Raw genomic sequence first — 26,890 nt, 5'->3', positions numbered from 1 at the left:
TTTTATAGATCCATCACATGTTCTGGCCTTGGTGAATATGTTCCCGCATGTCAGTTTCTGGGTTCTCTGGGTCTTGTAGATGCATCAGAATATGGATTAGGTTTGAAGCAATATGACTCTGTTTTTCTGAGCCAAGATTACATAGACGAAGCCTCTTCAGTTCGCTGAAAGTTTCATTAGCGCTTGTTTTTTCAGTGTGTTTGATCGCGGCAAGAACAAGCGCTGGGTAAGCCAGCGACCTTTTGCGCAGCTCCGCTACTTCTGCTACCGCGTCAGAAAACCCAAACCAGTTACACCACACTGGGCGCTGTCCAGTTGCAGCCTCATACATGTTAGCCAGTACAGCCTCTGCATTAACTCGTTCCTGCGTCAGTTTTATTTCCCTGGCTTCCAGCTCGGCGATACGCTTATTTGCTGCTGACAGCTCAACAACCAAATTGCATGCAGCTTCGTGTTCGACTGCCGCACGCCACTCTGCCGCCTCGGCGCATTGAATCAGCCTTAAAAAGTCCCCGGAATCTGCGAATTTAAATAGCGCATCAACTGCGATATCCCTCGTGATTTCTGAAGAAATCAGAGCCTTTTTGAGTAGCACCTCACGTGCTTGATTGAATAGCTCGATTTGATGCTTATTCATGCCTGGGCCTCCAGAGCGGTGATGATTTCGCACATGGCTTTAGGGGGCACGGCATTGCCAGCCATATGGACAGTTAACTTGTGGGATGGCGGCTTGATGTAATCTGCCGGGAATGACATGGCCAACATGTTCTCTTCCTTTGTCAGAATGCGCATGCGATCGCCGTCGACTACAGCCCACCGATCGCGTGTGGTGATTGTGCCGATGGGACGGGCAAGGGATCGCCCCGTCTTGGTGTTGCCGTAGTAGCTAAAAAGGAACCGATCACCAAACTGTGCGCGACCACTTTTAACCCTATCCAGCGTTGCAGTAGCGCGGCCCGGTTTTTCAACCGGTTGCCAGTTTCCTGCGGAGAAATCGATAAAGGTTTCTGCCGGCACATGCGGTATTTTTGGCAGAACTAAATGCAATGGCTTCTTGCTGCGGGTGCAGATGATGAACAGGCGTACGCGATTTTGCGGGACGCCCAGATCGGCACAATCCACGATATGCGGTGCTAGTGAGTAGCCCAGAGCCTGCATAGCGCCTTCCCACGCCGGATAGAGTGCCCATTGAAGGAACTCGACCACGTTCTCAATGATGATGTTCGGCATCTGATGATATTCAGCGGCGGAAATAACAGCCCAGGCGGTGGAGCGGCTGGCGTCATGTTGGGGATTACCTGCTTTCTTCCCGCGTGCCTTGCTGTGGCCTTGACAACAAGGGGATGCCATCATCAGATCATGCTGTGGCACCCGCGACCAGTCAGCCTGGTGTAAGTCCTGGCAAACGTGGATTGCGTCAGGATGGTTCTTTTCATGGGCTTCGACGGCGGCAGGCCAATGATTGCCAGCCCAAACCACTTCGACACCGGCCATTTCCGCGCCCGTTGATGAACCGCCCAAGCCGGCAAACAAATCACTCGCTTTTAGCTGCATGTTGATGCCTCCATAGTTGCGATGATCTCACCAGCGCGCGTGCGACCAGCGGCATTGGCGCTGACCGAACGGCGGGCGGTGGTAGTGGTGATGTTGAAATCGGAGTACAGCTCCAGCGCTGCGGATGTTTCGCTGTTTGATGCCACAACGTGGCGCCCACGGCGGGCCGCAATGCGCAGCATGCGGGCCAGTTTTCGCTGTTGGTCGCTGGTGAATCCGTCGGTGTGGTAGCTGGTGAAATTGGCGGTTGCTGATGCAGGGATATAGGGCGGGTCGCAATAAATCACGTCACCGGTTTCGGCCATTCTTATCGCTTCCTGGAATGAACAGCACAGGAAAATGGCCTTTTTCGTTTGAGCCTTCTCAGCAAATACGTGGATCTCTTCTTCGGGGAAATAGGGCGCTTTACGATGACCGAAAGGCACATTGAAATCACCGCTCAGGTTATAGCGGCAAACACCGTTAAAACCGTGGCGGTTCAGGTAGAGAAACTGCGCTGCACGGTACAGGAAATTACTATCACAACGCAGATTGAAATCAGCCCGCACAGCGTAATAACCAATCTCATCAGACTGCTGTTTAAACAGATTTTTGGCCTCCCTGATCAGCGCATCGGGTAGGTTTTTGGCCACGTTGTGGAAGTTGATCAGATCGCTGTTGATATCGCACAACAGATAGCGGTCGTAATCTGTATTGAGGAACACCGCGCCGGAGCCGACAAACGGCTCAACCAGGCGCTTGCCTTCGGGCAGATGCTGACGCAGGGTGTCGATGATGCCGGCTTTACTGCCAAGCCATTTAAGGGCGGGACGGTTCATAATGAACCTCCTTTCATGTGTCGTGATTTGGCTTCGCGATGTTCCTGGCAGTGCACGCAGGTAGTGACGCCATGGAGCAGGCGGCGACGTGGCTCGGGAATAGGTGAGCCGCATTCTTCGCAGTGAAATGCGGAAGACCCGCAAGGTCGCTGGCGGGCGTTTTTGATTTGGGCGTCAAGAATTAGCTGATGCCGTTCCTGTGCCATGTCGATTTGATCAGCCATTGGGCATCCTTAGTCGTAATTGCGTTCTTCGGGTGGCAAACACTGGCTGTCAGATCTCTGGAGAGATTTGCAAACATGATAAAAAAACAGGCCAATCAGACCAAAAGCGACAACGGCCCCGATAGCCGCAATGGCAAGGTAGATCTCCGTCATTTTCGGTACTCCACGTTGTACGTTTCATGGGTCATTAACCGCCAATCCTTGCCGCCGTTTTTGCTCAGCAAACGCCAGCGGTAACCAATATCTATTTTCAAATAGCCATGCGGCTTGATACGACGGAATACACGGTTACCACGGCGAAACTGAGACAATAATATAATTGCCTTTCGGTATATTTCCGGTGTGGTAGCAGTACCAGCAAGAGTGATCACGGTCATTTCCCCTTAACTTGTTCAGCACCAATATTCTGGCGAGCGCTGATCCAGCTTTTCAGCATGGAAATAATTTGCTCTCTGGGTGCCTTGTCCGCTTCCAGTCGTTCAATTCGTGTGCTCAATAATTCCAGCAGTTGCAGGCGCGAGGCGCGGCGGGCTTCGGTTAGTAATTCCATTAACGCAACGTCATTCATAAAATCCCCTGAATTCAGGATGTGGGAAACCCGCCACCAGAAGGCAGCATTTGTTATTTCGAGTGGTTATATATTGCAATAAGCAATTATTAATGCGCACTGGAATATGTGCCGGTTTTATCCATGCCGGCTCATGGTTAGGTCAATCTATCCGCTCTCTTGCAGCCCATTTATTTATTAGGGCGCGACCGGACTGGTGCGATTGTCCTTGATGCTCCGGGATTACGCGCCCGGCCGCGTTGTGGTATCTTCGACATGCCCGCCACGTTCTGCCAGGAACACGGGCATAGCGATCAACCGCCCACAAGAAGGAACTGTGATGGAAATCTCTCTTACTAATTACTTCGGCTTGTTCACCAATACATACCAAAACGTACTTAAAACGCTAGAAATTGACGATGATGGAGTAAGCTTGCACTCGGATAAGGAAAACTATTTGAGTGAACGTGCTCTTATTATATTTAAGCTTGATTTTCTCCTGTTTGAATATAAACAGGAAAATGATCCCCATCGGCTTGTCCTCAAAGGCAAAAATGCACTTGTTTCTTATCTAGTGAACAATAAAAAAATACCACTTGGCGATGCTAAAAACGCCACTCTTTCAGATGCTTTAGTTCTGCTCTCTGGCGAATTGAGAGAGCTAAAGATTTCTGATGAAATCATGAGTCAACTAAAAAAAGGTGATTTCAATTTTAATGATTATCCTTCATGGAAGTTTGTTTCAAAATATCCGGGCTATCAGGATGATGAATGGGACCCGGATCTGTGGGATAAACACTTGTTGAAATAAATTCGTTTCTTTCAGCTTCCCTTGCCTTCATTCGTTCGATTTCTAAATTTAACTCCTTGACGCAAGTTGTTGAGGAGTTTTTCAGCTCTAGAGCATATTCCACGCTCCGCAGCCATGCCCGCAATTCAACATCGTTCAGGTTCCCTCTGTAGATAAATGGGTGCTTGGTCTTTTCCTCTGCAATAAAAATAACTTTACCATTGGTGGAAATCATATTATTGGCTCCCATATTTCTCCCCTTCGTTGTGCCTATCTGAGAGCACACCCCGCGACGCCTATCGCCCACACGTTGATGGAAGGGATGCGCTCTCAGATAGGGCCGGTCAATCCGGCCATCAGACGAAACACTGCATATCACGTGGCACAGGGATATCACCGTTATTGCAACGCAGCATCAAAGCATCGATCACCGCAGCGGCCACGCCGTCGCCAGCGGCTTCTGCGGCACTAAATAAGCCAGTGAGGCCAATGCTCAAACGGAATGCGTGGTCATTTAATGAAACAGCCCGCACTGCCGGGGCGATAGCGCTGGCGGCGCTGATGTTGGCAGCCTTGGCGTGGTACTGCGCCAGAAGATCGTCAACCAAAATGATGTAAGCCTGTTTCATGCTGCCACCTGTTGTTGTGCGTAAAGTTGGTCTATGTAATCCGTTGCCAGTGCCTGTGCATCGAACAGGCCGTAAGACTGATCGCCTTGGCTGATCTCATACCTGGCGCAAAGCGTTACAACAGTGCGCGGACGGCGAGTAATAACAAAACCGCGATAGCGTGATGAATTACGGCTAATTTTGGTGATGGCATGTTCGCTTGGTCGCATTTTTTTGCCTCAACTCATTCGTTCAACAAATTTCTCAGCGTGACGCTTGGCGTTCAGATAGATGGCGTAAAGGTTGACGCGACGTTTTGCACCTGGGCGCACTTGCAAAATCGGCAGGGCCCCGGTATCGGCCTGTGTACGAATGGTTTGTTTGTTCTTCCCGATGCGCAGGGCGTAGTCAGAGATCGACTCTTCCAACAGGTCACCAAATGGATAATCAGCCGGCAGTTGGTTTTCCCTTACCCCAATCACCTTTTTTTGTCGGTTTTTGTTCATAATGATACCCTTTGAGATCACGCAGTTTTCTATTATGTAGGGTACATATCCGTACCATTAACTGGATTATGGGTACAAATAATTACCATGTCAACCAACATAGGTTCAAAAATTCGTGAGATCCGTGAGGCTGAAGGATTAAGCCGCGAAGAATTTGCAGTATTAACAGGGGTTCCCGCAGGAAATTTGAAGCGATACGAAACAGATCGTATCAAGAGTGTTGGGAGTGAGTTTCTCTTGATGATCACTCAGCATCAGCGGTTCAAAAAATATGCAATGTGGTTAATGACTGGCGACGTTGCACCGGAGGTTGGGCAAATATCTCCGGTTCTCTCCCCTAGTGGGTATCCCAGTTCATCCAACAACCAAAAAGGCAAAAAGGTTGGCTGACCGCATGGAAAATAATGCAGCGTTGGAAACGGGGCGGCATTTGTTACGAAAGGAATCTTTGGGATGAGTATTAAATCGCTGGGCGCTGAAGGCTACATGGTGGACGTACGTCCCCAAGGTCGGACGGGTAAGCGAGTCCGCAAAAAATTCAAAACCAAGTCAGAAGCGCAGCAGTTTGAGCGTTGGGTTATCGCGACACAGAACAACAAAGATTGGGTTGATAAACCCGCCGATCAGCGACCCCTCACGGAACTGATAGATCTCTGGTTTAAGCATCATGGCCAGAACCTGAAAGATGGCGTGAAGATAGAGCATAAATTGCAGGTGATGGCGGCCAAAATGGGGAACCCCAAGGCTAGCCAGATCTCCCGCGCCTCATTTTCTGATTATCGTGTATTACGGCTGGCCGAAGGCAAAAAGGCTAAGACCGTCAACCTCGATCAGGAAAAATTGGGCGGGGTGTTCTCTGTGCTTATCGATCTGGGTCATTACTATGGCGAGCATCCGCTCAAAGAGATGAAAAAAATTAAGCTGCCGGATCAGGAAATGGGTTTCTTAACTCATGACGAAATCTGGCAGTTGCTCGACCGGCTGGAAGGTGATCATCTGAAGGCGGTTAAGTTGTGCCTGGCAACAGGAGCACGCTGGGGAGAGGTGGTCAAAGTTCGACGTGAAGAGGTGATCGGCAATAAGGTGACTTACCTCAACACCAAGAACAGTAAAAACCGAACGGTGCCGATCTCAATCGAACTCTGCAAAGAAATTACTTCTGGGATCAAGGCTGGGCCAATATTCGCCGAACTCAATTACCCGTACGTGAGAACGTGCATCAAAGAGGTTGCTCCCGGCTTGCCAGCAGGGCAGGCCGTTCACGTACTGCGCCATACCTTTGCCAGCCATTTCATGATGAACGGCGGCAATATTCTGGCGTTACAGCGGATTTTGGGGCATTCAAGTATTTTACAAACGATGGTTTATGCGCATTTTGCGCCGGACTATTTGGAAGACGCGGTGAGATTTAACCCACTTGTAAACGTAAAGGAGAGCGTTACCCATGCCTGATAATATTGAAGTGCCTAAAGAAGGCTTGTATGTATCCACAATTCCGGATGGAGAACGTTTGGTTGTTGTTGATGTAAACGTGGTAGAGGATGACGATGATGAAGAAGGGGATGAAATCTTTTTCTTGGTAACATTCGTTAATGAAGGTGATGAAAACGATATGTCAGCGCCAAGTTGGGAATTCGACCCCACTGAATGGCGGGAACATGTTGCGAGAGAGAAACTAGAATTTGTTGGCTAAGTGTTAGCCCAGACTTGAACTGACACATACCCTGGTAGTACACAACTAAATCCGACAGTCTGCTCTGAGCGAGGAGCAGACGTAGCCCATGATCTAAATAACTGATCCGAATAGCGCTGCACTTTTGCCAGCCCATGCTTACCTCCGGGGGATGGCCTAGCGGTTTTCATAAAATGACGGACTTTTTCAGTAGCTACCACACACTCCTGTACGAGTGGTTACGTGGAATCGTTTCATGCAATGCCAGCCACAGCCGCTCAACTCGATTTACCCACGCGTGTATCAGCATGGCTGATTAATCTGCGGTAATGGTTCTTATCCTGTATTTTATGAATGGTTTTCTGCATTAGGCGCCGTTTGGTTCGGGGCATTGGTGCTATGATCGGCATTGCTCAGTCCAGTTGGTGATTTGTGATGTTTGACTATTGATCAGATCACACAATCCGGCCGGGTTCCCTTAGAATGATCTACTAATTAGAACAGTTATTTAGGAAATCATGAAAACAATTCAATTTTGTTGCAGTGAAAGATAAGTATATTAGAGTGCATTTTTAAAAAACACACTCTGTCTTTATGGACCTACTATGCGAATAAAAAGGTGAGCTGCAATATTTAATTATATTCACTTTTCTCTTGAAGTAGAATACAAATTTGGGTAATTTTTTTCTATTATTTCTTTTTGTTTCTTACTCATGGAGTCGTAACAGGTCTCGTATACAACATTGAAGAACACTTTGTCTTGACTGACTCTTAATGGGTATTCTTTTATGGTCTTATTTTCTAAAAAATCAAGAAGCTGCACTGGGTTTTCAAAATGATTGATAATATCATTAGCAGTTAGAGTATCGTTTTCCCACATAGATAAAACATGTTTCTGATTGCCAATTTGATAAGTATCACCGTGACTAATTATACCAACATCTATATATCTTGATTTAATGAGTCTGTTAAATGCTGATGAGTCAGTAACATAAACACCATCGATTTTTCCAGGTATTGAAAATGGAAGATTATTCATAACCACAGGAACTAATTCATAGTCATTTATATTCTTCCCGAACTGCTCCTCAAATACTTCTGCATTTGATAATAAACCATCAACAAGCCTTTTCACTTGCGCTGCTGCTTCTGCAATGAATTCTCTCTTTTGAAAAGCTCTTGTTAATGAACCTCCAGATAGTGTGGTGTTCTTACACTCCAAAACAAATGCTTTGTCGTCAAGTAAAAATACAGCATCATATTCATATTGCTCTAGCCCCCGCTTAAATTTGAAATAACTATTAACCAACTTATGTTTATCTAGAGTTTCTATCATATCATTCTCAAACCCATAACCTTTTTTTGAAAGATCGGCTTGTTTAGAGGAGAATTTCGAAAGAATTATATTACTGATAAGAGGCGCTGTATATGCTGGCGTGAATAATAAATAAGAAAAATTTGATGTTTGAATTAGTGGCGAGTCATATATATCTCGACTATCATTTCCAAATGTGATGCTTTTTATAAAAACATCTGCTTTTAATTCGGAAAACCCACCTAATCTTAGTACACTAGTAATTTCTTTCTTGCTATAAATAATCTTATATTTCGCATTTTGTGATAAATATGAGATTACAGAATATCCTCTTACCCATTCGCGTAAACTCAAGCCTAAAACAATGTCATTGCTGTCATGGCTTGAGAGTGCTTCCATCAAAGAACTTAAATATGGATATTCCTCAAGTGTTATTGGGTGAGCATCTAAAGAACCAGACCACTTACTAATATCTGATGGAAGTCTCTTTTCAAGCCGGAATTTAGAAATTGCTTCAAAGAAATTCTGGCTTAAGCGTCTGGACAATCTTTCATTAGAGATTGTATCAAAATATTCAAAATCGTCTATAGTACGATTGAACATAACAGCAGTAGTGATACCATCTGTTTTCGAACTTTCTGGAATTTCATTAGGCTGTGCAATCTGTATATTGTTGTCAAAATAAATACAACTTTTAGTACATGTGATCAACTCGTTCCATGCTAAAGAATAATAGAAAATTGATGAGGCGTTATTAACCAAAGACTCATCAATATCTATCATTTCAGGAATTATAATGTCTTCTGACTTTGTTAATTTATGTTCATATGCAAACATTTTCAGAGTCAATGTTAAAAAACTAACTATTTTATCTAAGGCGGAATCAGGGGAAATTGAGGTTCCATCATCAGTTAAAATATTTTTTTGATTTAGAGTGAATGGAGTTCCACTTTCCCCAATTTTAGATGAGTGAGTTTCCATCAGTTCTTGTAAGTGATAACCTTCCTCTAAAGCATTTTTGATGACAGCCCAGCATAATGTCTGAATGTTTTCTTCCATCAGTGGCAGCGCTTTTAAACCAGTTTTTATTTCATCGATAATAATCTCAGATGTTTTAAATACTGAGAGGAGCTTAGACAAATGCTTAACCGTGGTATCACATTGAGTATTATTTATTAAATCCTCAAAAAAGCGATCTCTTTCCTGTCTTTTGTTGTGATTATGAGGTTGAAAATTTTTAAAGTTTTGCGTTTCGAATTTTACTAAATGACGAACAGATTCGTTTTCATTGAAAAATGGTATCGCTTTAAGTAGTCTTTTAGTTTTGTATTTAGAACAATCTTTAGATATTTCTTCAAAATTTATATGTTTCATATTTTCCGCTTGCAGATGTTAAATGACTATGAATGGTAAAAAGTATCACCATGACCTTCATTTATACCAGTGCTAAATTATCTTTACCTACATTTAAAAATACTATCTTAAATTAACATTTTTTATAAAACTGAACAATATGTAAATAAAAAGACGAAGATGGCTTGTGTTTTGGTATTCAAAATACCGTCTCCGGGAGATGGCTGCAATACATAGCTAATCATATTCATGTTTCGTCTATTTCCATTGCGTCATTGTCATTTTTGATGATTAGTTACGGGACACACCCTAGGCTGTTACCAACGTCAGCTCAAGTTTGAGCTAATACAGCTAAGGGCATGATCCACAAATTGACCCAAACACCCACGCTATACCCATTTTAGGCAGGCAGTTACAAGTATCCAACTCATTGATATTATTGTAACTGCTTGTTTTTATTAGCGTCGGAATGGCGGCGAAAGCCTCCCTTTTTTATTGGCGCGGATTTATTTTTCTGCGTGTTTTTGCAGGAACTGTTCAAACACCGCCAGGGTGTCGCTGGAAATGTGATGCTCGATCCCTTCGCTGTCCAGTTCCGCCGTTTCGTTCGGTACCCCGAGACACACCAGCAGGTCGACCACAATCCGGTGGCGACGGCGCACCTTCTGCGCCAGTTGTTCACCTTCCTCCGTCAGGAAAACCCCTCGATAAGGCCGTGACTCGACCAGACCTGCACTTTTCAGCCGGGCGATGTTCTTGATCGCGGTCGGGTGCGAAACGCCGAAGCGTTTGGCGATGTCGGTGGTTCTGGCTTCGCGGGTGGTGACCAACAGGTCGGCGATCAGCTCGACATAATCCTCAATCAGCGCATTGGATTGCGCTTCACGAGCGCGGGTGAAGCGCAGGGCATGTTCGGCCTCGTCCGGCATTTCAGCCACGACGGGGCGTTCGGCGTCATCTGGTGCGCTTGTTGCCATATTCTGAGACGTCCTTTAAACGTGAAACCAGTGAGTTGCGGGTTAATGCAGTTCCGCCATACGTTAGTCCAAAGGCGACGCATTATCAATTCGCCAGGCGCATTGGGTGATAATTAGAAATATTTGTACACAAAGGTAGAGTGTCTTCCGTTTTGCATAAAGTGTAGCCGATGCTACATTGTGCTGAGTGTTGGGTAAAAAATAACCAGAATAAAATTGAGGGTAAACCATGCGTGATGCGGCATCCACCACATCGTTAACCGAACGAACCAATACGGCGATTGGTAACGCACTTGCCGGGCGCAAGCGTGGAGCCTTCACGCCGCTGCTGTTCGCCGGGCCTGCGGTGATTGCCTCCATTGCTTATATGGACCCCGGTAATTTTGCCACCAATATTCAGGCCGGTTCGAAATACGGCTATAGCCTGTTATGGGTGGTGGTGATGGCCAACCTGATCGCCATGCTGTTCCAGGCACTTTCGGCCAAGTTGGGCATCGTCACTCACCGCAATCTGGCGGAAATGTGCCGCGATCAATTCTCGCGCCCGGTGGTGATAGGCATGTGGCTGCTCAGTGAAGTGGCGGCGATGGCTACCGATCTGGCGGAGTTCCTCGGTGGCGCGATTGCACTGGCCTTACTGTTTCATATGCCGTTGCTACCGGGAATGGGGGTTACGGCAGTCATCACCTATGCCTTGCTGATGGTGGAGAAAAAAGGTTTCCGCCCGGTAGAACTGATGATTGGTGGCTTGGTCGCCGTGATTGCCCTGTGTTACCTGGTCGAAATGTTTATCGTACCGGTAGACTGGGCAGCGGCGGGCATGGGCATGGTCACGCCACAGTTGCCGGATGCGCAGGCGCTGACCATTGCAGTGGGCATTATCGGTGCCACGGTGATGCCGCACGCCATCTTCCTGCACTCGGGTTTAACCCAACACCGCGCGCCAGCCAGTGACAGCGGCGAGCGGCGCAAACTGCTGCGTTTTTCCAATATCGAAGTGGTGATTGCGTTATCTATTGCCGGGCTGGTGAATATCGCCATGGTAATTATGGCCTCCAGCGCCTTCCATGCCGGTAACAGCGACGTGGCGGAGATTGGCACGGCTTACCATACGTTGACGCCGCTGTTTGGTGCGGCGGCGGCGGGTATCTTCCTGATGTCGCTGATTGCTTCCGGTATTTCCAGCTCGGTGGTGGGGACGATGGCCGGTCAGATGATCATGCAGGGATTTGTCGGTTTCCGCATCCCGGTATGGGTACGTCGCCTGGTCACCATGGTGCCGGCGTTCATCGTGGTAGCGCTAGGCGTTAATGCCACCGACGCGCTGGTTTACAGCCAGGTGGTGTTGAGTCTGGCGCTGCCGGCCCCGATGATAGCTTTGGTGATGTTCACCCGCCGCCGCGACATCATGGGCGAATTTGTGAATAGCCGCCTGACCAGCCTGGTGTCGATCATCGGTACGGTGATCATTATCCTGCTAAACATGGTGTTGCTGCTGCAAACTTTCGGCGTCGCCATCCCCGGTTTGGGCTGAGTACCAAGCCGTGTCGCCACTGCTGCCACGGCTTGCTGTTCTTGCACCCCATGTTCGTGGCTACAAATTCCCCACACCACCGTCGATTAACAACTCACTGCCCACCATAAAGGCTGACTCGTCAGAAGCCAGAAACACCGCCGCCTTTGCCAGTTCCAACGCCGTGCCCATACGGCCAATAGGAACCAGCGCACGGATCTCGTCGCGCAGTGCCTGCTCCTCGGCATCTTTTAACCCCAGTTTGCCCAGCGCCGGGGTTTCCGTCGGGCCAGGGCTGAGACCGTTGACCCGGATACCCCGCGGATGCAGCTCACCGGAAAGTGTTCTGGCCAGCGACAACAACCCGGCCTTGCTGGCAGCGTAAACGCTGCTTAACGGCAGGCCGATATGCGCACTGACCGAACCGCACAAGATAATCGATGCCGGATTAGCCAACTGTGGCAGCAGCGCCTGGATCAGAAAGAACGGCCCCTTGAGATTGATGTCCATCAGCCGTTGGTAACTTTGCTCATCCCACTCCTGTACGGGGTGATGGGTGACGTCGCCGGCGTTGATGTAAAGCACGTCGAGGCGCGGCCAATGGCCGGCTAACTGCTGTGCCAAAACACGCTGCTGGTCGATATCGCCGGCATCGCTGCGCAACAGCAGCACATTACCCAGTTCTTTTTCCGCCGCCTCGAGGCCGCTTTGGCTACGCCCGGTGATCGCCACGGTAGCGCCCTCGGCGATAAACTGGCGCGCAGTTTCCAAACCAATTCCGCTGGTGCCGCCGGTAATCAACGCGTATTTACCTTTAAGTCGTGACATAACCCACTCCTGTTCATTGTCGGTACAGGCATTATTTGCGCTATAGTATCTTTTGCATAGTAGGCACCTTTTGGATACTAAAGGACAAGGTGGGATGAAATGAGCACGGCAGGGCTTTCTACAGCCGAAAAAAATTTAGCCGGGTTACCGACGGCGGGTGAACCTTGCCCGATGGTGGACTTCGTGAACCTGGTCGCGGGGAAGTGGGCTATTCCCATCCTTTACCGGTTGATATTGATCGACGACCCGGTGCGTTTCAGCGAGCTGCAACGTGCGGTCGCGCCCATTGCCCAGAAAGAGTTGACGCGCCAACTGCGGCAGTTTGAGCTGCGGGGTTTGGTCACGCGGCAGGTGTTCCCGGAGGTTCCGCCGCGCGTCGAATACCAGATTACGGCGTTGGGCAAAACGCTGCGCCCAACGCTCGACTCGTTGGCCAACTGGATGCGTACGCACGCACCGCAGCTCATTGAGGATTAGTCACCGATGCCCGGCGGATTGATGGTGGAACGTGGGACTTTTTCATCGTGCTCACCCCAGCGATCCAGCACCTGCGCGTATTCGCCGCTGACGATCACCCCGTTGATGGCGGCGTTGATTGCCGCAACCAGACCGTTGTCTTTTTTGGTGGTCACCGCGACGTAGGCCACGCTGGGGCCGATGCCGACCATTTTGGTTCTGCCGGTCAGTGCCGCTTTATAGGCCCCGGTGGAGTGGGGGCCAAAGAAAGCGTCGGCGCGTCCGGATTGAATGCTCAGGTTGGCGGCGGCGTCATCGGTGACATAAATCGGCTGTACCGGCGCCAGGCCGTTGGCGCGGTTCTGCTTATCCCAGCCCAGCAAAATGTTTTCCTGATTGGTGCCGGAACCGACAATGATCCGCAGCCCGGCAACGTCTGCGGGTTGGTTGATGGAGCTGATTTTGCTGGTGGATTTCACGTAAAAGCCCAGCGTATCCACCCGATAGGTCGCGAAATCAAACTTGGTTTTGCGCAGCTTGGTCACGGCAATATTAAAAATAGCGGCGTCATACTTGCCGGAGCTGATCCCGAGCGGCCAGTCCTCCCAGGACGTGGGCACCAGATTCAGTTCAAGCCCCAGGCTGTCCGCCACCAGTTGCGCCATATCCGGGTCGCTGCCGATCAGCGTTTTATTGTCTTCGGCAAACAGCGCCAACGGCGGGGAATTTTCAGACGCCACCGCCACGGTTAGCTTGCCCGGGACGGCAAAGGGGTAATTGGCTGGGATCAGTGCCACGGCGGCAGGATTTTTCGCCGCGCGCAAATGTTGCTGGTTGGCTTGCAGATCGATGATGCTTTGGGTTTCCGCCGCAGCATGGCCGCACAGCAGCAGCGCGCCCAGCGCCAGTATTTTTACTCGCATGGTGTTTTCTATCCGTTGCTAATCATAGGGTTACTATTGGCGGCGGCCGCAGGCAAGTAAAGCAACAATAGTGAATAACCAAAGTGAAAAAAATCAGATGTTCACCGCCGGGCGACAGTCACAACGGCGTATTTTTTTCGGCAGGTTGTCTGATTCTGCATCACTCAACGCGGAAAGTGCGCAATCAGGTTGAAAGCAGTAGAATTTGTCACTCATACTGCGTACAGCTTTTTCCCTTTACAAGGAACGCCAGATGGCCGAAGAAACGATTTTCAGTAAAATTATCCGCCGCGAAATCCCTGCTGATGTGGTCTACCAGGATGAACTGGTCACCGCCTTCCGTGATATTTCACCTCAGGCTCCAACCCATATATTGATCGTCCCCAATGTGTTGATCCCAACGATTAACGACGTTACCGTCGAGCATGAAGCCGCACTCGGTCGCATGATCACCGCCGCGGCGAAAATTGCCGAACAGGAAGGCATTGCCGATGACGGTTACCGCCTGATTGTTAACTGCAATCGCCATGCCGGCCAAGAGGTCTATCATATTCATATGCATTTGGTCGGTGGCCGTGCATTGGGGCCGCTGCTGTCACGCTAACCGAGGTTAATCATGCGCTATAGCAAATCCCTGCGTTGTCTGATGGCACTGGCGTTACCCGCCGTCATGTTGATGGGCTGCAGCAGCCCGAAAGGCATTGCGGTTAACGAGCGGCAGACGGTAGTGATGGATTCGCCGGTGCTTACTGCGGGCATTCTGGCCGACAATCCGTCGATTTCGGATGCTTCCGGGCGCGTGATGGCTACTTCGGAACTCAGTAACAGCCAGCCTACGCCGGTAACGGTACACTATCGCTTCTATTGGTATGACGATCAGGGGCTGGATATCCGGCCTTTTGAAGCGCCGCGCACCATCACTATTGCGCCAAATTCAGACGCCACCATTTACTCGCTCAATGGCAACCTCGATGCCAAACGCGTGCGTCTGTATCTATTCTTGTAAACTCTTGGTTCAGTGGGAGAGGGATTAATGAAAAAGTATCTATTTGTGGCGCTGGCCGCGTTGATGTTAACCGGCTGTCTGTCGCGTCCGCCGGAACCGGAACAACCGCAGCCGCCGGTGACCGTTGAGCCGGTAACGCCACCGGTCGAAGAGCCGCAGCCGCCGGTCAGCGAACCGGTACCGCAACCCCCAAAAGTTCAGCAGCTCGACTGGCTGAGCAGCGTACAACCGCTGGTGAAGCAGATGCTGAAAGCCGATGGCGTCAATCCGGGCAGCGTGCTGCTGCTCGACAGCGTGAAGAACAACACCAATGGCGCGTTGCAGACGGCGAAAGCGACCTCGGCACTGCACAAGGCGTTGGCGTCGAATCAAACCTTCTCCATTGTGCCGGAAGCGCAGTTGGTCAGCGCCAAACAAACGCTCGGCCTGTCTGCGGATGACAGCCTGGGCTCGCGTAGCAAAGCCATTGGTCTGGCGCGTATCGTCAGCGCGCAATACGTGCTGTACAGCGACGTCAGCGGCGACGTGAAGTCCCCAACGTTGGATATGCAATTGATGCTGGTGCAAACCGGTGAAATCGTCTGGTCAGGCAATGGCGCCGTTACACACTGAAGCCGCGTTGCGAACACTGATTGAGAACGAGCTGCCGGCGGTGAAAACCGCCGGTTGTCGTTTCAGCCCGGTGCAAGGGCTGACCGGCGAAAGCTGGCGCATTGAAGGCGAGGGCGTGCAGCTATTGGCGCGCCGGCAAAGCCGTGAGAAAAGCGCGCTTGGCGTCAGCCGTCGGCGTGAGGCGCGAGTGTTGCGCCGCAGTGGGAAGGGGATCGGCCCGCAAGTTTTAGCGCAAAATAATCAATGGATTATCCTGCAATGGCTCGATGGTGACGTTGTCACAGAGGCAGCGTTTTCCCGGCTGAATGAACATGGCGACTTGGCGGCGATGATGGCTGGGCTGCATCGGCAACCACCCAGCGGCTACCCGCTGGATCTGCATCAGCAGTTTGCCCGTTACTGGCAGCAACTTGATCGTCGGCGCGTGACGCCCGCCTGGCTGCGACTGCATCAGCACTTCCAACACCGTCGTACGCCAACGCCGCTGAAGCTGGCACCGCTGCATATGGATATTCATCCGGGCAATGCGATCGCCCATGGCGAAAGCTTGCGGCTGATTGACTGGGAATATGCGGCCGATGGCGATATTGCGTTGGACATCGCCGCGCTGTTTTGCGGTAACGCCTGGTCGCCTGCCCGCCGGCTGCGTTTTTTGCAGCATTATGCACGTATCGGCTACGCTGATTTACCCTTGCTAAGCGCGCAGGTACAGCGCTGGTTACCGTGGGTGGACTACCTGATGCTGCTTTGGTTTGAAGTGCGCTGGCAACAGACCGGCGATCCTGAATTTTTGCGCTGGGGCGCAGTGTTGCACCGGCGTTTTTGTTTAACATCCCCATGCTCTGAATAAATAATGAAGTGAGGTGGCCGTGGGCCCAGTAATGTTAGATGTCGCCAGCTACGAGCTGGATGCAGAAGAACGTGAGATCTTAAAACACCCGCTGGTGGGCGGCCTGATCCTGTTCACCCGTAATTTCCACGATGCGCAGCAGTTGCGTGAGCTGGTGCGCCAGATCCGCGAGGCTTCCCACGATCGGCTGGTGGTCGCGGTGGATCAGGAAGGCGGTCGCGTTCAGCGTTTCCGTGAAGGTTTCACCCGCCTGCCGGCGGCGCAGTCGTTCGCCGCATTGAACACCGCTCATGAAGGCAAGCGTCTGGCGCAAGAGGCCGGTTGGCTGATGGCGGCGGAAATGATCGCACAGGATATCGACATCAGCTTCGCGCCGGTGCTGGATATCGGCCACGTCAGCGCGGCAATTGGTGAGCGCTCGTTCCACAGCGATCCGCAGCAGGCATTGGTGATGGCTGAGCAGTTCATTTTGGGCATGCACAGCGCCGGCATGAAAACCACCGGCAAGCATTTCCCGGGCCATGGCGCCGTCAGTGCGGATTCGCACAAAGAAACCCCGCGCGATCCACGTCCGCTGGCGCAGATCCGCGACCATGATATGACGATCTTCCGTGAATTGATAAATCACCAGCTGCTGGACGCCGTGATGCCGGCGCACGTCATCTATACTGAAGCAGACCCTCGCCCGGCCAGCGGTTCGCCTTACTGGTTAAAACAGATCCTGCGCCAGGAATTGGGCTTTGACGGCGTCATTTTCTCGGACGATCTGTCGATGGAAGGGGCGGCGATCATGGGCAGTTATGCCGAACGCGGCCAGGCGGCGCTGGATGCCGGCTGCGACATGATCCTGGTGTGCAATAACCGCGCAGGGGCGGTCAGCGTGCTGGATAACCTGTCCCCGGTCAAAGCAGACAGGGTGAAGCAGTTATATCATCGCGGTCAGTTCACCCGTCAGGAGCTGCGTGATTCTGCGCGCTGGCAGCAGGCGCATAAAGAACTGAATGCGCTCAGCGAACGCTGGGAGGAGCACAAACAGCGTAATGCGGGGTGAACCCAGGGCGTCGTAATGCGGCGTAAATGATGAGGGCGGCAACGCGGCCCTCAGCTTGTTGCGAGGATCCACATGATTATCTATTTACATGGCTTCGATTCCACCAGTCCCGGCAATCATGAAAAGGTGTTACAGCTACAGTTTATCGATCCGGACGTGCGCTTTATCAGCTACAGCACCTTGCATCCACGCCATGACATGCAGCATTTGTTGAAAGAGGTGGACAAGGCGGTTCAGCAGGAAGGGGATAAACATCCGTTGATCTGCGGAGTCGGTCTGGGGGGATTTTGGGCCGAACGTATCGGCTTTCTGTGCGGTATCCGGCAGGTGATCTTCAACCCCAACCTGTATCCTGAAGAACATATGCAAGGCAAAATCGACCGGCCGGAAGAGTACCGCGACATCGCCACCAAGTGTGTCGAAGACTTCCGCGAGAAAAACCGCGATCGCTGCCTGGCCGTACTTTCTCGCCATGACGAGGTGCTGGACAGCCAGCGCAGTGCGGAGCTGCTGCACAAGTACTATGAAATCGTCTGGGATGAACAGCAAACCCACAAGTTCAAAAACATTTCGCCGCACCTGCAACGCATCAAGGCATTCAAGACTCTGGTTTAACAGTTTCATAACGCCGGATAGCGCCGCAATGATTGCTTTTCTCGGGCAAAAATTGCGGCATTTTCGGGTCAAAAAGCGCCGTTTTGCCCGTCGAGCGGCAAATTTTGAAACTGTGACCCCGCGCTAACTATTTGAATCACAATCCTCAAAATTCCCCTTCGTCCAGCCTTTAACCAAAAAAGTTTGATGTACATCAATTTTGGTATGACCAAATAACCCCACATGCTATTCTGGCTTCAGATAGCAGGTTTAATTTACGCGAACCCTATGTATTCTAAGGATATTATTTCTTTACCCTTGGGTAACAATTGGTTCACATTTAGGGGGTTATTTTGACAACGCCAAAGAAAAAAATCGTCATCGTGGGCGGTGGCGCCGGTGGCCTGGAACTGGCGACCAGCCTGGGCCATAAACTCGGTCGTAAGCACAAAGCAGAGATCACGCTGGTGGACCGTAACCACAGCCATCTGTGGAAACCTTTGCTGCATGAAGTAGCCACCGGTTCCCTTGATGACGGCGTTGACGCGCTGAGCTACCTGGCGCACGCGCGCAATCACTCTTTCAGCTTCCAATTGGGTTCGCTGACCAACATCAATCGCGAAACGAAAACGCTGCACCTGGCGCAAATCTGCGATGAGCAGGGCGGCGAATTGGTGCCTGAGCGTGAATTGTCTTACGACATTCTGGTGATGGCGCTGGGCAGCACCTCGAACGACTTCGGCACGCCCGGCGTCAAAGACCACTGTATCTTCCTGGATAACCCGCATCAGGCGCGACGTTTCCACAACGAGATGTTGAACCTGTTCCTCAAGTTCTCGGCGCAGCCGGGGCAAAAAGAGAGGGTGAACATCGCTATCGTGGGGGGCGGCGCTACCGGCGTTGAATTGTCCGCCGAGTTGCATAATGCGGTGAAGCAGCTGCACAGCTATGGTTTTGAAGGCCTGGACAACAGCGCGCTGAACGTGACGCTGGTCGAAGCGGGTGAGCGCATTTTGCCTGCATTGCCACCCCGTATTTCCGCGGCTGCACATCAGGAACTGAACAAACTGGGCGTACGCGTACTGACCAACACCATGGTCACCAGCGCGGATGCCAACGGCCTGAACACCAAGGGTGGCGAATTTATCGATGCCGATCTGATGGTGTGGGCGGCCGGTATCAAGGCGCCGGACTTTATGAAAGATATCGCCGGGCTGGAAACCAACCGCATTAATCAGCTGGTGGTAGAACCAACGTTGCAGACCACGCGCGACCCGAACATTTTCGCCATTGGCGACTGTGCTTCCTGTCCGAAAGAGGGCGGTGGCTTTGTACCGCCGCGCGCTCAGTCGGCGCACCAGATGGCATCACGCTGCTTTACCAACATTTTGGCGCTGATGAACGGCCAGACGCTGAAGCCGTACGTGTATAAAGACCACGGTTCGCTGGTGTCTCTGTCCCGTTTCAGCACCGTGGGCAGCCTGATGGGTAACCTGATGCGTGGTTCGATGATGGTGGAAGGTCGCATTGCGCGTTTTGTCTACATCTCGCTGTACCGCATGCACCAGGTCGCTTTGCACGGTTACATCAAAACCGGCCTGATGATGCTGGTCGGTGGCATCAACCGGGTGATCCGCCCGCGTTTAAAAATGCACTAACAGCCCAGGTTATCGACTCGCCCACGCCGGTTCGCCCGCGTGGGTTTTTTTTGTGCCCGAGTCCGTGGGTTAGGGGGGTTGCACGCCGATTGTGTAGAACAATGTCCCGTCATTATGGGTAAAAGTCTTAAGATTCCTCCTAAACACTGGGGGTAAGCGTGATTTACGGCATCTTTGGTCACATTGTCTTATTGCGAGGTTCTGGAACATTGTGCAGACTTTATCTCGTTTACAGACGGCGCGTCGCGCACGCCGTAAACCGGAATACCACGTGCCGCCAATGCGCAAAATAATAAGCGCGGTGCAATGTAGGTAAAGTCCCCGGTACAAATGCGTGGTAACACTTTCAGGAGGATTTCCTGTGAACAAGTCAATGTTAGCCGGTGTGGGTATTGGTATTGCAGCCGCTCTGGGTATTGCTGCGGTTGCCAGTCTTGACGTTTTCTCTTCCGGTCCGCAATACGCGCAGGTACTCGCGGCAACGCCGATCAAAGAAACCATCAAGACCCCGCGTCAGGAATGCCGCAATGTGACGGTGACTCACCGTGCGCCAGTGCAGGACGAAAATCGTCTTGCCGGCTCAGTGCTGGGTGCGGTCGCCGGTGGCGTAATCGGTCACCAGTTCGGTGGGGGGCGTGGACGTGATGTCGCAACGGTCGTCGGTGCATTGGGTGGCGGCTATGCCGGTAACCAGGTGCAGGGGGCGATGCAGAATAACGACACCACCACCAGCACGCAGCAGCGTTGCAAAACGGTCTACGACAAATCACAGAAAATGCTGGGTTACGATGTGACCTACAAGATTGGCAATCAGCAGGGCAAGATCCGAATGGATCACGATCCCGGCACCCAGATCCCGCTGGATAAAAGCGGCCAGCTGGTGCTGAACAAAGCCTGATCATCCTATAAGAATTAAACCCGCGAACAGTGTTAGTTCTGATCGTTTAACGCAGTTAAGCGAGCGGCATTAACATTGGCGCGGGTTTCTGCTTTTTATTCCCATCGTCTTTCCAATAGCAACGTTGTTAGCCCAGTGACTGCAGGTGAAAAAATCCGTCCGATTAATGCCGCACCCCGACAATTTCCGCACTAATGTATCCGTGCGATTTATCCGGGCATAACTTCAATAGTGCAACAGTGTTTGTTATATTATTGCTCAGTTGCGCGGGTGTTATGGCGAGGAGCCGCACCGGCCAAACCTGAGAATTTGGTCTCCCGGAGACAGAGATAAAAACATGTTAGATTTTCGCTTCCCGACAGCGTTGCAAATGGTACTTAGCGTAGCCGTGGCTGAAAAGCTGGGTGTGCGTTCGACCAGCGCGGTCCTTGCCGCCGGTCTGGAAGCCAATCCCAGTTTTATCCGCAAGCTGATGGTGCCCTTGACCAAAAATGGCGTCATCGTCTCGACCCTGGGCCGTAACGGCTCTATTCACCTGGGGCGGCCGGCGGAGCAGATCACCCTACGCGATATCTACCTGTCCGTGATTGACGATAAACGCATCTGGGCCGCGCGCCCGGAAGTGCCGGCCCGTTGTCTGGTCAGCGCCAACGCCTGCTGGTATTTTAAATCGGTAGTGAACGAGGCGGAAGAAGCGTCGCTGGAAGTGCTGGCGCGCCACACGGTGGCCGATGCATTGGCTGAGCTGGAGCGGGGCGATAAGCGTGCCTGTGCGGAATATATGGCACTTGCCGGTCAGGACACGGAAGCGGCAGAAAAGTAAGTCGCGCTAAACGATAAGACAAATAAAAAACCCGGTTTTTAAACCGGGCTTTTTTATGACTGACGTTACCGGAAGGTTATACCGTTTGCTGGCGCGCCTTGCGCGTTACCATACGACGCAGGGTAACGTAGAACACCGGCGTCAGGAACAGCCCAAACAACGTGACACCCAGCATACCGGCAAACACCGTGATGCCGGTGACGCCACGCACCTCTGCCCCGGCACCGTGGCCCAGGATCAGCGGAATGGTCCCGGCGATAAAGGCGATGGAGGTCATCACGATCGGCCGCAGTCGCAGACGACAGGCTTCCAGCGCCGCGTCCATGATACTTTTGCCCTGCAGCTCAAGCTCGCGTGCAAACTCGACGATTAAAATGGCGTTCTTACAGGCCAGCCCCATCAAGACCACCAACCCCACCTGGACGAAGACGTTATTGTCACCGCCGGTTAGCCAGACGCCAAACAGCGCCGACAGCATGGTCATCGGCACGATCAGGATCACCGCCAGCGGCAGCGTCCAGCTTTCATACAACGCCGCCAGCGCCAGGAAGGCCAACAGCACCGCCACCGGGAACACAATGATCGCTGCATTGCCCTGGGTGGACTGCTGGTAGCTCAGATCGGTCCACTGGATGTTCATGCCGTTCGGCAACAGCTTGTTGGCCATCACCGTCAGTTCACTCATCGCCTGTGATGATGACAACACGCGTGGGTCGGCATCACCAATCAGATCCGCCGCCGGGAAGCCGTTATAGCGGATCACCGGATCGGGGCCGTAAGTGGTACTGATGCTGACCATGCTGCCAATCGGCACCATTTCACCCTTATCGTTACGGGTGCGCAGGTTGGCGATGTCTTCCACGCTGTCGCGGAACTGTCCATCGGCTTGCGCCATCACCTTCCAGGTGCGGCCATAGCGGTTGAAGTCATTGATGTATGACGAACCGAGATAGGTCTGCAGCGTGCTGAACAGCGCGTTGAGCGGCACGCCTTGCGCCTTGGCCTTGTCACGGTCAATTTTCGCGTCCAACTGCGGCACGTTGGCCTGATAAGACGAAATTGGGAAGCCCATGCCCGGCGTTTGCATGATGGATCCCGACATCGTATTGATCGCGGTCTGCAATGCGCCATACCCCAGACCGGCGCGGTCCTGAATATACAGCGAATACCCGGAACCCTGGCCGATGCCGAGGATCGGCGGCGGCATGATCGAGAAGGCGAACCCTTCCTGGATCTGCGAAATCTTGGTGTTAATCTCGGCGTTAATCTGCGCCGCACTGCGGGTGCGGGTGCTTAACGACTCAAGCGCAAAGAACACGGTGCCGGTGTTGGGCGTATTGGTAAACTGCAACGCATTCAACCCAGGGAAGGAGACCGCATCGGTCACGCCGTCGACGCTCAGGCCGATGGCGCTCATCTTGCGGATCACCGCATCGGTGCGTTCCAGTGACGAGCCTTCCGGCATTTTCACCCCGCCAATCAGGTAAAGCTTGTCCTGCGTCGGGATAAATCCGCCGGGCACGGTTTTAAACATGACCCCTGCGGCGCACAACAACAGCACGTACACCACAAATACCGCGCCGCGCTTGCCTAACGCACGAGAAACCCCACGCTGATAGCGTTGCGAACTGTTGGCAAAGAAGCGGTTAAATGGACGGAACAACCAGCCGAACAGCCGATCGATCAGGCGCGACGGCATGTCTTTCGGCGCACCGTGCGGCTTGAGCAGCAGCGCCGCCAACGCCGGTGACAGGGTCAGCGAGTTGATGGCGGAGATCACGGTCGAAATGGCGATCGTGACGGCGAACTGCTTATAGAACTGGCCGGTAACGCCGGAAAGGAACGCCATCGGCACGAACACCGCGCACAGCACCACGGCGATGGCGATAATCGGGCCGGAGACTTCGCGCATCGCCTGATGCGCCGCCGCCAGCGGCGACAGACCTTCTTCGATATTACGTTCGACGTTTTCCACCACCACGATGGCGTCATCGACCACGATACCTATGGCCAGCACCAGCCCGAATAGACTCAATGTATTGAGTGAGAAACCCAACAGATAGAGGGCGGCGAAGGTGCCGACAATAGAAATCGGAACCGCCAGCAGCGGGATGATCGACGCGCGCCAGGTTTGCAGGAACAGGATAACGACCAGCACCACCAGCAGCACCGCTTCGAGCAGGGTATCTATTACCGAGCGGATCGAATCGCGCACGAACACCGTAGGGTCGTACGGAGATTGCCAGCTCATGCCGTCCGGGAAGCGGGTCGACAACTCGGCCATTTTGGCCCGCACCGCATTGGACAGCTCGATAGCATTGGCGCCCGGGGCCTGGAAGATACCGATCCCCACCGCGTCCTTGTTATTGAGCTGGGCGCGCAGCGCATAGCTGCCGGATCCCATTTCAATGCGCGCCACGTCACGCAGGCGGACGATCTCGCCGTTGTCGCCACTCTTGAGGATGATATTGCCGAACTCCTCCTCGGTTTGCAGACGGCCCTGCGCATTGATCGACAGCAGATAATCGCTGCGGGTCGGCATCGGTTCTGCACCTAGCTGGCCGGCGGAAACCTGCACGTTCTGCTCCTGCATGGCGGAAACCACGTCAGAGGCCGTCAGCCCGCGCGAGGCGACCTTGTTCGGATCCAGCCAAATGCGCATCGCGTATTCGCCTGCACCGAAAATCTGTACCTGGCCGATCCCCGGCAAACGGGCCAGCTCATCCTTGACCTTCAGGGTGGCGTAGTTGCGCAGGTAAAGTGAATCGTATTTACCGGAAGGGGAAACCAGATGCACCACCAGCGTCAGGGCCGGAGACTGTTTCTGGGTGGTTACCCCTTGCCGACGCACATCTTCCGGCAGCCGCGCTTCGGCCTGCGCCACGCGGTTTTGCACCTGAACCTGTGCCTGGTCAGGATCGGTCCCCGGGCGGAAGGTGACGGTGGTCACCAGCACGCCGTCAGAACCGGCTACCGACTTCATGTACATCATATTTTCGACGCCGTTGATCGCTTCTTCCAGTGGCGTTGCCACCGTTTCGGCGATCTCTTTCGGGTTGGCGCCCGGGTATTCTGCGCGCACCTGCACGCTGGGCGGCACGACGTCAGGGTATTCGCTGATAGGCAACAGCGGGATGGCGATCACGCCACCGACAAAAATCAGGATCGACAATACCGCGGCAAAGATCGGTCGGTCGATGAAAAAACGGGAAAAGTCCATGGCTCAGGATTCCTGCTGGGGCTTAGTTAAGCGCGGAAGCATTGGCGTTGATCGCCACGGTTTTTGCTGCGACCGGCATGCCCGGCATAAACACTTTTTGCATACCGTCGACGATCACCCGGTCGCCCGCAGACAGGCCTTTGCTCACAATACGTAGCCCGTCGGCCACGCGGCCCACTTCGATGTCGCGGCGCTGGGCCTTGCCGTCTTTATCGACGATATAAACAAACTTGCGGTCCTGGTCGGTCATCACCGATTTGTCGTCGATCAGCATGGCGTTGAACACGGCGCTGCCGGGCATCTGCACCCGGGCAAACAGCCCTGGCGTAAAGCGACGTTCGGCGTTTTCCAACAGGGCACGCATGCGGATGGTGCCGGTTCCGGCATTCAACTGGTTATCGGTGAAATCCACCAGGCCCTGATGCGGATAGCCGTCTTCGCCCACCAGCCCAATCTTCACCGGCAGTTTTGCCGTGCGTCGGCCATCATTTTGGTAACGCAGAAAAGTGGCTTCATCGACGTCGAAATAGACATACACCTTATCGAGCGAGACCAGTGTGGTGAGTACGCTGGCGCTGTCGCCGGCGGTGACCAGGTTCCCTGCGGTGATCATCGCGCGGCTGGCACGGCCATCGATTGGCGCGATCACCCGGGTAAAGTCGAGATTCAGCTGCGCCAGGTCGAACTGGGCCTGGGCCGCCAAAACGTTGCTCTGCGCCTGGGCAGCGGAAGAACGGCGTTGTTCCCAGACTTCAGTCGAAATCGCCTGGCTGCCGATCAGTTTCTCGGTCCGGCCGGATTCGCTGCGGGCCAGCGCCGCCTGATTGCGCGCCCGCACCAGCTCGGCCTGAGCCTGTTCGCGAGCGGCGCGGTAAGTGCGATCGTCAATGGTGAACAGCACCTGGCCTTTTTTGACTTCATCGCCCTCGGTGTAATTCACTTTGTCGATATAGCCGGAAACCCGCGGACGCAGCTGCACGCTTTGCACCGCTTCGATCCGACCGTTAAACGCATCCCATTGGCTGATGGGTTTGATCACCACGTCGGCGGCGCTGACGGCAGGCGGCGGGGGAGCCGCATTCTTCGCGACGCTGTTATCACACCCCGCCAACAGCATGGCCAGCAGCGTGACTGCCGAAAGGCGTGCGCCGAAACCGATGCCGTTTTGGCGGTGGAGTGGGTGGAACAATGAGTTTGGCTGGCTTGGCATTATTTTTATTTCCAGTGGGTAAGCACAATCAGGCCATACACCCGGCCCTGTGATCCGGGTAACGACTCTGGCCTGAGACCGACGGTAGTGCGGTTGCATCATCTATCGGTGCAACGGTTAGGTTTTGAAACACATTGTTGTCACATTAATGTATCAATATCGGTTACATTAATTGGGTGGATTATAGAAGTGCCCCTCTGTTAAATGCAATAATAAAAATTGCATTTAATGCGAAACTGCTGCAACGTAATGACATCGGGCAGCGGATCTACCTGCCAATGTCATGGGAGCGTCAGCATGAACAGCACGGGTTTTATTACTGATTTGATTGAGTGGATTGACAACAATCTGGAAGAGAAGCTGGATATCAACACCGTGGCGGGCCGCGCGGGGTATTCCAAATGGCACCTGCAACGTATGTTCAAGCGCCAGACCGGCTACGCGCTGGGGGAGTATATCCGTATGCAGAAGCTGAGGGTTTCGGCCGAGCGCCTGGCCAACAGCGGTGAGCCGATCGTCAGCGTGGCGATCTCACTCGGCTTTGATTCGCAGCAGTCCTTCAATCGCAGTTTTAAACGCCACTATGGCCAAACCCCGGGCGACTGGCGCCGTGGCGTGATGCAGCCGCAGATGACGGCCAGTCGCACGCACTGAGGCGAAGGGCAGACAACAAAAAGCCTGAACTTGTGTTCAGGCTTTTTGCCTTGTCAAAAACCGTCGAGGATCTTTCTCCTCTGCTCGTTATGACAGGCAAAAAAAAAGTCTGGAGGTTAATCCAGACTTTCTCTTTAAAATATGGCGGTGAGGGAGGGGTTCGAACCCTCGATACACTTACGCGTATACACACTTTCCAGGCGTGCTCCTTCAGCCACTCAGACACCTCA

31 protein-coding genes and 1 pseudogene are annotated in these 26,890 nt (G+C 52.5%); 16 read left to right on the top strand and 16 right to left on the bottom strand.

Annotation, left to right across the window (positions count from 1 at the left end; all coding sequences use genetic code 11):
* Positions 1-13 precede the first annotated feature (13 nt).
* The 6 genes from ACGS9J_RS24170 to ACGS9J_RS24145 all read right to left on the bottom strand — a co-directional run bounded on the left by ACGS9J_RS24170 (position 14) and on the right by ACGS9J_RS24145 (position 3,164).
* Positions 14-637: a hypothetical protein gene (locus ACGS9J_RS24170; RefSeq protein ID WP_442233168.1), complete on the bottom strand. Its 624-nt coding sequence runs from the start codon at positions 635-637 to the stop codon at positions 14-16.
* Complete coding sequence (locus tag ACGS9J_RS24165) at positions 634-1,554, bottom strand: DNA cytosine methyltransferase (protein WP_442233167.1); 921 nt, start codon at positions 1,552-1,554, stop codon at positions 634-636. Before ACGS9J_RS24165 ends, ACGS9J_RS24170 begins: the two co-directional genes overlap by 4 nt.
* On the bottom strand, positions 1,545-2,372 hold the full coding sequence (locus ACGS9J_RS24160) for a Dam family site-specific DNA-(adenine-N6)-methyltransferase (RefSeq protein ID WP_442233166.1): 828 nt from the start codon (positions 2,370-2,372) through the stop codon (positions 1,545-1,547). Before ACGS9J_RS24160 ends, ACGS9J_RS24165 begins: the two co-directional genes overlap by 10 nt.
* The gene (locus ACGS9J_RS24155; protein WP_442233165.1) at positions 2,369-2,596 is read right to left on the bottom strand and encodes a TraR/DksA family transcriptional regulator; all 228 of its coding nucleotides are present in this window, start codon (positions 2,594-2,596) and stop codon (positions 2,369-2,371) included. The genes ACGS9J_RS24160 and ACGS9J_RS24155 overlap by 4 nt, the downstream gene beginning before the upstream one ends.
* 149 nt (positions 2,597-2,745) lie before the next feature.
* The gene (locus ACGS9J_RS24150) at positions 2,746-2,973 is read right to left on the bottom strand and encodes a ParE family toxin-like protein (RefSeq protein WP_442233164.1); all 228 of its coding nucleotides are present in this window, start codon (positions 2,971-2,973) and stop codon (positions 2,746-2,748) included.
* Positions 2,970-3,164, bottom strand: a complete 195-nt coding sequence (locus ACGS9J_RS24145) for a hypothetical protein (protein WP_442233163.1) — start codon at positions 3,162-3,164, stop codon at positions 2,970-2,972. The genes ACGS9J_RS24150 and ACGS9J_RS24145 overlap by 4 nt, the downstream gene beginning before the upstream one ends.
* Before the next feature lie 319 nt (positions 3,165-3,483).
* Between ACGS9J_RS24145 and ACGS9J_RS24140 the strand changes: the two genes are divergently transcribed.
* The gene (locus tag ACGS9J_RS24140; RefSeq protein WP_442233162.1) at positions 3,484-3,954 is read left to right on the top strand and encodes an ECs1072 family phage-associated protein; all 471 of its coding nucleotides are present in this window, start codon (positions 3,484-3,486) and stop codon (positions 3,952-3,954) included.
* A 335-nt stretch (positions 3,955-4,289) separates the two neighbouring features.
* Here ACGS9J_RS24140 and ACGS9J_RS24135 read toward each other — a convergent pair whose 3' ends face one another.
* Genes ACGS9J_RS24135 through ACGS9J_RS24125 form a run of 3 tightly spaced genes read right to left on the bottom strand, consistent with a single transcriptional unit; the run spans position 4,290 to position 5,047 of the window.
* Positions 4,290-4,562: a hypothetical protein gene (locus ACGS9J_RS24135; RefSeq protein ID WP_442233161.1), complete on the bottom strand. Its 273-nt coding sequence runs from the start codon at positions 4,560-4,562 to the stop codon at positions 4,290-4,292.
* Complete coding sequence (locus ACGS9J_RS24130; protein ID WP_442233160.1) at positions 4,559-4,771, bottom strand: hypothetical protein; 213 nt, start codon at positions 4,769-4,771, stop codon at positions 4,559-4,561. The genes ACGS9J_RS24135 and ACGS9J_RS24130 overlap by 4 nt, the downstream gene beginning before the upstream one ends.
* Before the next feature lie 9 nt (positions 4,772-4,780).
* Positions 4,781-5,047, bottom strand: a complete 267-nt coding sequence (locus ACGS9J_RS24125) for a DNA-binding protein (RefSeq protein WP_315289819.1) — start codon at positions 5,045-5,047, stop codon at positions 4,781-4,783.
* Positions 5,048-5,134: 87 nt separating this feature from the next.
* On the opposite strand from ACGS9J_RS24125, the gene ACGS9J_RS24120 reads away from it, so the two are divergent.
* The 3 genes from ACGS9J_RS24120 (at position 5,135) to ACGS9J_RS24110 (ending at position 6,740) form a co-directional block, all read left to right on the top strand.
* Positions 5,135-5,437 (top strand): helix-turn-helix domain-containing protein, encoded by a 303-nt coding sequence (locus ACGS9J_RS24120; protein WP_442233159.1) that lies wholly within the window; start codon positions 5,135-5,137, stop codon positions 5,435-5,437.
* A 63-nt stretch (positions 5,438-5,500) separates the two neighbouring features.
* Entirely contained in the window at positions 5,501-6,499 is a 999-nt protein-coding gene (locus tag ACGS9J_RS24115) for a phage integrase (protein ID WP_442233158.1), read from the top strand.
* Positions 6,492-6,740 (top strand): hypothetical protein, encoded by a 249-nt coding sequence (locus ACGS9J_RS24110; protein WP_442233157.1) that lies wholly within the window; start codon positions 6,492-6,494, stop codon positions 6,738-6,740. Before ACGS9J_RS24115 ends, ACGS9J_RS24110 begins: the two co-directional genes overlap by 8 nt.
* A 119-nt stretch (positions 6,741-6,859) precedes the next feature.
* On the opposite strand, the pseudogene ACGS9J_RS24105 reads toward ACGS9J_RS24110, so the two are convergent.
* The 3 genes and pseudogenes from ACGS9J_RS24105 to mntR form a co-directional block, all read right to left on the bottom strand.
* A pseudogene (locus ACGS9J_RS24105) lies at positions 6,860-7,014 on the bottom strand (IS630 family transposase); the annotation flags it as partial.
* Positions 7,015-7,362: 348 nt separating this feature from the next.
* Positions 7,363-9,408, bottom strand: coding sequence for a hypothetical protein (locus tag ACGS9J_RS24100; protein WP_442233156.1), 2,046 nt, complete (start codon positions 9,406-9,408; stop codon positions 7,363-7,365).
* A gap of 485 nt (positions 9,409-9,893) precedes the next feature.
* Positions 9,894-10,364, bottom strand: coding sequence for a manganese-binding transcriptional regulator MntR (mntR, locus tag ACGS9J_RS24095; protein WP_442233155.1), 471 nt, complete (start codon positions 10,362-10,364; stop codon positions 9,894-9,896).
* Between the two features lie 229 nt (positions 10,365-10,593).
* On the opposite strand from mntR, the gene ACGS9J_RS24090 reads away from it, so the two are divergent.
* The gene (locus ACGS9J_RS24090; RefSeq protein WP_442233154.1) at positions 10,594-11,898 is read left to right on the top strand and encodes an Nramp family divalent metal transporter; all 1,305 of its coding nucleotides are present in this window, start codon (positions 10,594-10,596) and stop codon (positions 11,896-11,898) included.
* A gap of 60 nt (positions 11,899-11,958) precedes the next feature.
* Here ACGS9J_RS24090 and ACGS9J_RS24085 read toward each other — a convergent pair whose 3' ends face one another.
* Positions 11,959-12,705 (bottom strand): SDR family oxidoreductase, encoded by a 747-nt coding sequence (locus ACGS9J_RS24085; protein WP_442233153.1) that lies wholly within the window; start codon positions 12,703-12,705, stop codon positions 11,959-11,961.
* A gap of 99 nt (positions 12,706-12,804) precedes the next feature.
* Here ACGS9J_RS24085 and ACGS9J_RS24080 point away from each other — a divergent pair, with 99 nt between their 5' ends.
* Positions 12,805-13,182, top strand: coding sequence for a winged helix-turn-helix transcriptional regulator (locus tag ACGS9J_RS24080; RefSeq protein WP_442233152.1), 378 nt, complete (start codon positions 12,805-12,807; stop codon positions 13,180-13,182).
* Here the strand turns inward: ACGS9J_RS24080 and ACGS9J_RS24075 are convergent.
* Entirely contained in the window at positions 13,179-14,084 is a 906-nt protein-coding gene (locus tag ACGS9J_RS24075; protein ID WP_442233151.1) for an ABC transporter substrate-binding protein, read from the bottom strand. The two genes, ACGS9J_RS24080 and ACGS9J_RS24075, sit on opposite strands and share 4 nt — an antisense overlap.
* A 253-nt stretch (positions 14,085-14,337) precedes the next feature.
* Between ACGS9J_RS24075 and hinT the strand changes: the two genes are divergently transcribed.
* The 9 genes from hinT (at position 14,338) to ACGS9J_RS24030 (ending at position 21,576) form a co-directional block, all read left to right on the top strand.
* Entirely contained in the window at positions 14,338-14,688 is a 351-nt protein-coding gene (hinT, locus tag ACGS9J_RS24070; protein WP_442233150.1) for a purine nucleoside phosphoramidase, read from the top strand.
* A 12-nt stretch (positions 14,689-14,700) separates the two neighbouring features.
* On the top strand, positions 14,701-15,090 hold the full coding sequence (locus ACGS9J_RS24065; protein WP_442233149.1) for a YcfL family protein: 390 nt from the start codon (positions 14,701-14,703) through the stop codon (positions 15,088-15,090).
* 27 nt (positions 15,091-15,117) lie between these two features.
* Positions 15,118-15,702, top strand: coding sequence for a penicillin-binding protein activator LpoB (gene lpoB, locus ACGS9J_RS24060; protein ID WP_442233148.1), 585 nt, complete (start codon positions 15,118-15,120; stop codon positions 15,700-15,702).
* Positions 15,683-16,552, top strand: coding sequence for a phosphotransferase (locus ACGS9J_RS24055; RefSeq protein ID WP_442233147.1), 870 nt, complete (start codon positions 15,683-15,685; stop codon positions 16,550-16,552). Before lpoB ends, ACGS9J_RS24055 begins: the two co-directional genes overlap by 20 nt.
* Before the next feature lie 31 nt (positions 16,553-16,583).
* On the top strand, positions 16,584-17,603 hold the full coding sequence (gene nagZ / locus ACGS9J_RS24050) for a beta-N-acetylhexosaminidase (RefSeq protein ID WP_442233146.1): 1,020 nt from the start codon (positions 16,584-16,586) through the stop codon (positions 17,601-17,603).
* A gap of 72 nt (positions 17,604-17,675) precedes the next feature.
* The gene (gene ycfP, locus ACGS9J_RS24045) at positions 17,676-18,218 is read left to right on the top strand and encodes an alpha/beta hydrolase YcfP (RefSeq protein ID WP_044549850.1); all 543 of its coding nucleotides are present in this window, start codon (positions 17,676-17,678) and stop codon (positions 18,216-18,218) included.
* 332 nt (positions 18,219-18,550) lie between these two features.
* Positions 18,551-19,855 (top strand): NAD(P)/FAD-dependent oxidoreductase, encoded by a 1,305-nt coding sequence (locus tag ACGS9J_RS24040; protein WP_442233145.1) that lies wholly within the window; start codon positions 18,551-18,553, stop codon positions 19,853-19,855.
* 361 nt (positions 19,856-20,216) lie between these two features.
* A complete protein-coding gene (locus ACGS9J_RS24035) occupies positions 20,217-20,753 on the top strand; it encodes a glycine zipper 2TM domain-containing protein (RefSeq protein ID WP_169534192.1) in 537 nt (178 codons plus the stop codon).
* Positions 20,754-21,090: 337 nt separating this feature from the next.
* A complete protein-coding gene (locus tag ACGS9J_RS24030) occupies positions 21,091-21,576 on the top strand; it encodes an RrF2 family transcriptional regulator (protein ID WP_442233144.1) in 486 nt (161 codons plus the stop codon).
* 76 nt (positions 21,577-21,652) lie between these two features.
* On the opposite strand, the gene sdeB is transcribed toward ACGS9J_RS24030, so the two are convergent.
* Entirely contained in the window at positions 21,653-24,796 is a 3,144-nt protein-coding gene (gene sdeB, locus ACGS9J_RS24025; RefSeq protein ID WP_442233143.1) for a multidrug efflux RND transporter permease subunit SdeB, read from the bottom strand.
* Positions 24,797-24,818: 22 nt separating this feature from the next.
* Positions 24,819-25,913: an efflux RND transporter periplasmic adaptor subunit gene (locus tag ACGS9J_RS24020; RefSeq protein WP_442233202.1), complete on the bottom strand. Its 1,095-nt coding sequence runs from the start codon at positions 25,911-25,913 to the stop codon at positions 24,819-24,821.
* Between the two features lie 390 nt (positions 25,914-26,303).
* Between ACGS9J_RS24020 and ACGS9J_RS24015 the strand changes: the two genes are divergently transcribed.
* A complete protein-coding gene (locus ACGS9J_RS24015; protein ID WP_442233142.1) occupies positions 26,304-26,660 on the top strand; it encodes a helix-turn-helix domain-containing protein in 357 nt (118 codons plus the stop codon).
* Positions 26,661-26,890: the final 230 nt, after the last annotated feature.

It is taken from the genome of Serratia quinivorans, assembly GCF_052113645.1.
Classification (GTDB): Bacteria; Pseudomonadota; Gammaproteobacteria; order Enterobacterales; family Enterobacteriaceae; genus Serratia; species Serratia quinivorans_B.
This window is presented reverse-complemented; position numbering and strand designations above follow the sequence as displayed.

What these genes read in the sequence shown, in the direction of transcription:
- ACGS9J_RS24055 (WP_442233147.1), top strand. Translation starts at nt 15,683, where the DNA reads ATGGCGCCGTTACACACTGAAGCCGCGTTGCGAACACTGATTGAGAAC.
- ACGS9J_RS24115 (WP_442233158.1), top strand. Translation starts at nt 5,501, where the DNA reads ATGAGTATTAAATCGCTGGGCGCTGAAGGCTACATGGTGGACGTACGT.
- ACGS9J_RS24020 (WP_442233202.1), bottom strand. Translation starts at nt 25,913, where the DNA reads ATGCTGTTGGCGGGGTGTGATAACAGCGTCGCGAAGAATGCGGCTCCC.
- nagZ (WP_442233146.1), top strand. Translation starts at nt 16,584, where the DNA reads ATGTTAGATGTCGCCAGCTACGAGCTGGATGCAGAAGAACGTGAGATC.
- ACGS9J_RS24160 (WP_442233166.1), bottom strand. Translation starts at nt 2,372, where the DNA reads ATGAACCGTCCCGCCCTTAAATGGCTTGGCAGTAAAGCCGGCATCATC.
- ACGS9J_RS24100 (WP_442233156.1), bottom strand. Translation starts at nt 9,408, where the DNA reads ATGAAACATATAAATTTTGAAGAAATATCTAAAGATTGTTCTAAATAC.
- lpoB (WP_442233148.1), top strand. Translation starts at nt 15,118, where the DNA reads ATGAAAAAGTATCTATTTGTGGCGCTGGCCGCGTTGATGTTAACCGGC.
- ACGS9J_RS24145 (WP_442233163.1), bottom strand. Translation starts at nt 3,164, where the DNA reads ATGAATGACGTTGCGTTAATGGAATTACTAACCGAAGCCCGCCGCGCC.
- ACGS9J_RS24065 (WP_442233149.1), top strand. Translation starts at nt 14,701, where the DNA reads ATGCGCTATAGCAAATCCCTGCGTTGTCTGATGGCACTGGCGTTACCC.
- ACGS9J_RS24165 (WP_442233167.1), bottom strand. Translation starts at nt 1,554, where the DNA reads ATGCAGCTAAAAGCGAGTGATTTGTTTGCCGGCTTGGGCGGTTCATCA.
- ACGS9J_RS24150 (WP_442233164.1), bottom strand. Translation starts at nt 2,973, where the DNA reads ATGACCGTGATCACTCTTGCTGGTACTGCTACCACACCGGAAATATAC.
- ACGS9J_RS24110 (WP_442233157.1), top strand. Translation starts at nt 6,492, where the DNA reads ATGCCTGATAATATTGAAGTGCCTAAAGAAGGCTTGTATGTATCCACA.
- ACGS9J_RS24030 (WP_442233144.1), top strand. Translation starts at nt 21,091, where the DNA reads ATGTTAGATTTTCGCTTCCCGACAGCGTTGCAAATGGTACTTAGCGTA.
- ACGS9J_RS24090 (WP_442233154.1), top strand. Translation starts at nt 10,594, where the DNA reads ATGCGTGATGCGGCATCCACCACATCGTTAACCGAACGAACCAATACG.
- ACGS9J_RS24135 (WP_442233161.1), bottom strand. Translation starts at nt 4,562, where the DNA reads ATGAAACAGGCTTACATCATTTTGGTTGACGATCTTCTGGCGCAGTAC.
- ACGS9J_RS24015 (WP_442233142.1), top strand. Translation starts at nt 26,304, where the DNA reads ATGAACAGCACGGGTTTTATTACTGATTTGATTGAGTGGATTGACAAC.
- ACGS9J_RS24120 (WP_442233159.1), top strand. Translation starts at nt 5,135, where the DNA reads ATGTCAACCAACATAGGTTCAAAAATTCGTGAGATCCGTGAGGCTGAA.
- ACGS9J_RS24170 (WP_442233168.1), bottom strand. Translation starts at nt 637, where the DNA reads ATGAATAAGCATCAAATCGAGCTATTCAATCAAGCACGTGAGGTGCTA.
- ACGS9J_RS24125 (WP_315289819.1), bottom strand. Translation starts at nt 5,047, where the DNA reads ATGAACAAAAACCGACAAAAAAAGGTGATTGGGGTAAGGGAAAACCAA.
- sdeB (WP_442233143.1), bottom strand. Translation starts at nt 24,796, where the DNA reads ATGGACTTTTCCCGTTTTTTCATCGACCGACCGATCTTTGCCGCGGTA.
- ACGS9J_RS24080 (WP_442233152.1), top strand. Translation starts at nt 12,805, where the DNA reads ATGAGCACGGCAGGGCTTTCTACAGCCGAAAAAAATTTAGCCGGGTTA.
- ycfP (WP_044549850.1), top strand. Translation starts at nt 17,676, where the DNA reads ATGATTATCTATTTACATGGCTTCGATTCCACCAGTCCCGGCAATCAT.
- ACGS9J_RS24085 (WP_442233153.1), bottom strand. Translation starts at nt 12,705, where the DNA reads ATGTCACGACTTAAAGGTAAATACGCGTTGATTACCGGCGGCACCAGC.
- ACGS9J_RS24075 (WP_442233151.1), bottom strand. Translation starts at nt 14,084, where the DNA reads ATGCGAGTAAAAATACTGGCGCTGGGCGCGCTGCTGCTGTGCGGCCAT.
- hinT (WP_442233150.1), top strand. Translation starts at nt 14,338, where the DNA reads ATGGCCGAAGAAACGATTTTCAGTAAAATTATCCGCCGCGAAATCCCT.
- mntR (WP_442233155.1), bottom strand. Translation starts at nt 10,364, where the DNA reads ATGGCAACAAGCGCACCAGATGACGCCGAACGCCCCGTCGTGGCTGAA.
- ACGS9J_RS24140 (WP_442233162.1), top strand. Translation starts at nt 3,484, where the DNA reads ATGGAAATCTCTCTTACTAATTACTTCGGCTTGTTCACCAATACATAC.
- ACGS9J_RS24130 (WP_442233160.1), bottom strand. Translation starts at nt 4,771, where the DNA reads ATGCGACCAAGCGAACATGCCATCACCAAAATTAGCCGTAATTCATCA.
- ACGS9J_RS24155 (WP_442233165.1), bottom strand. Translation starts at nt 2,596, where the DNA reads ATGGCTGATCAAATCGACATGGCACAGGAACGGCATCAGCTAATTCTT.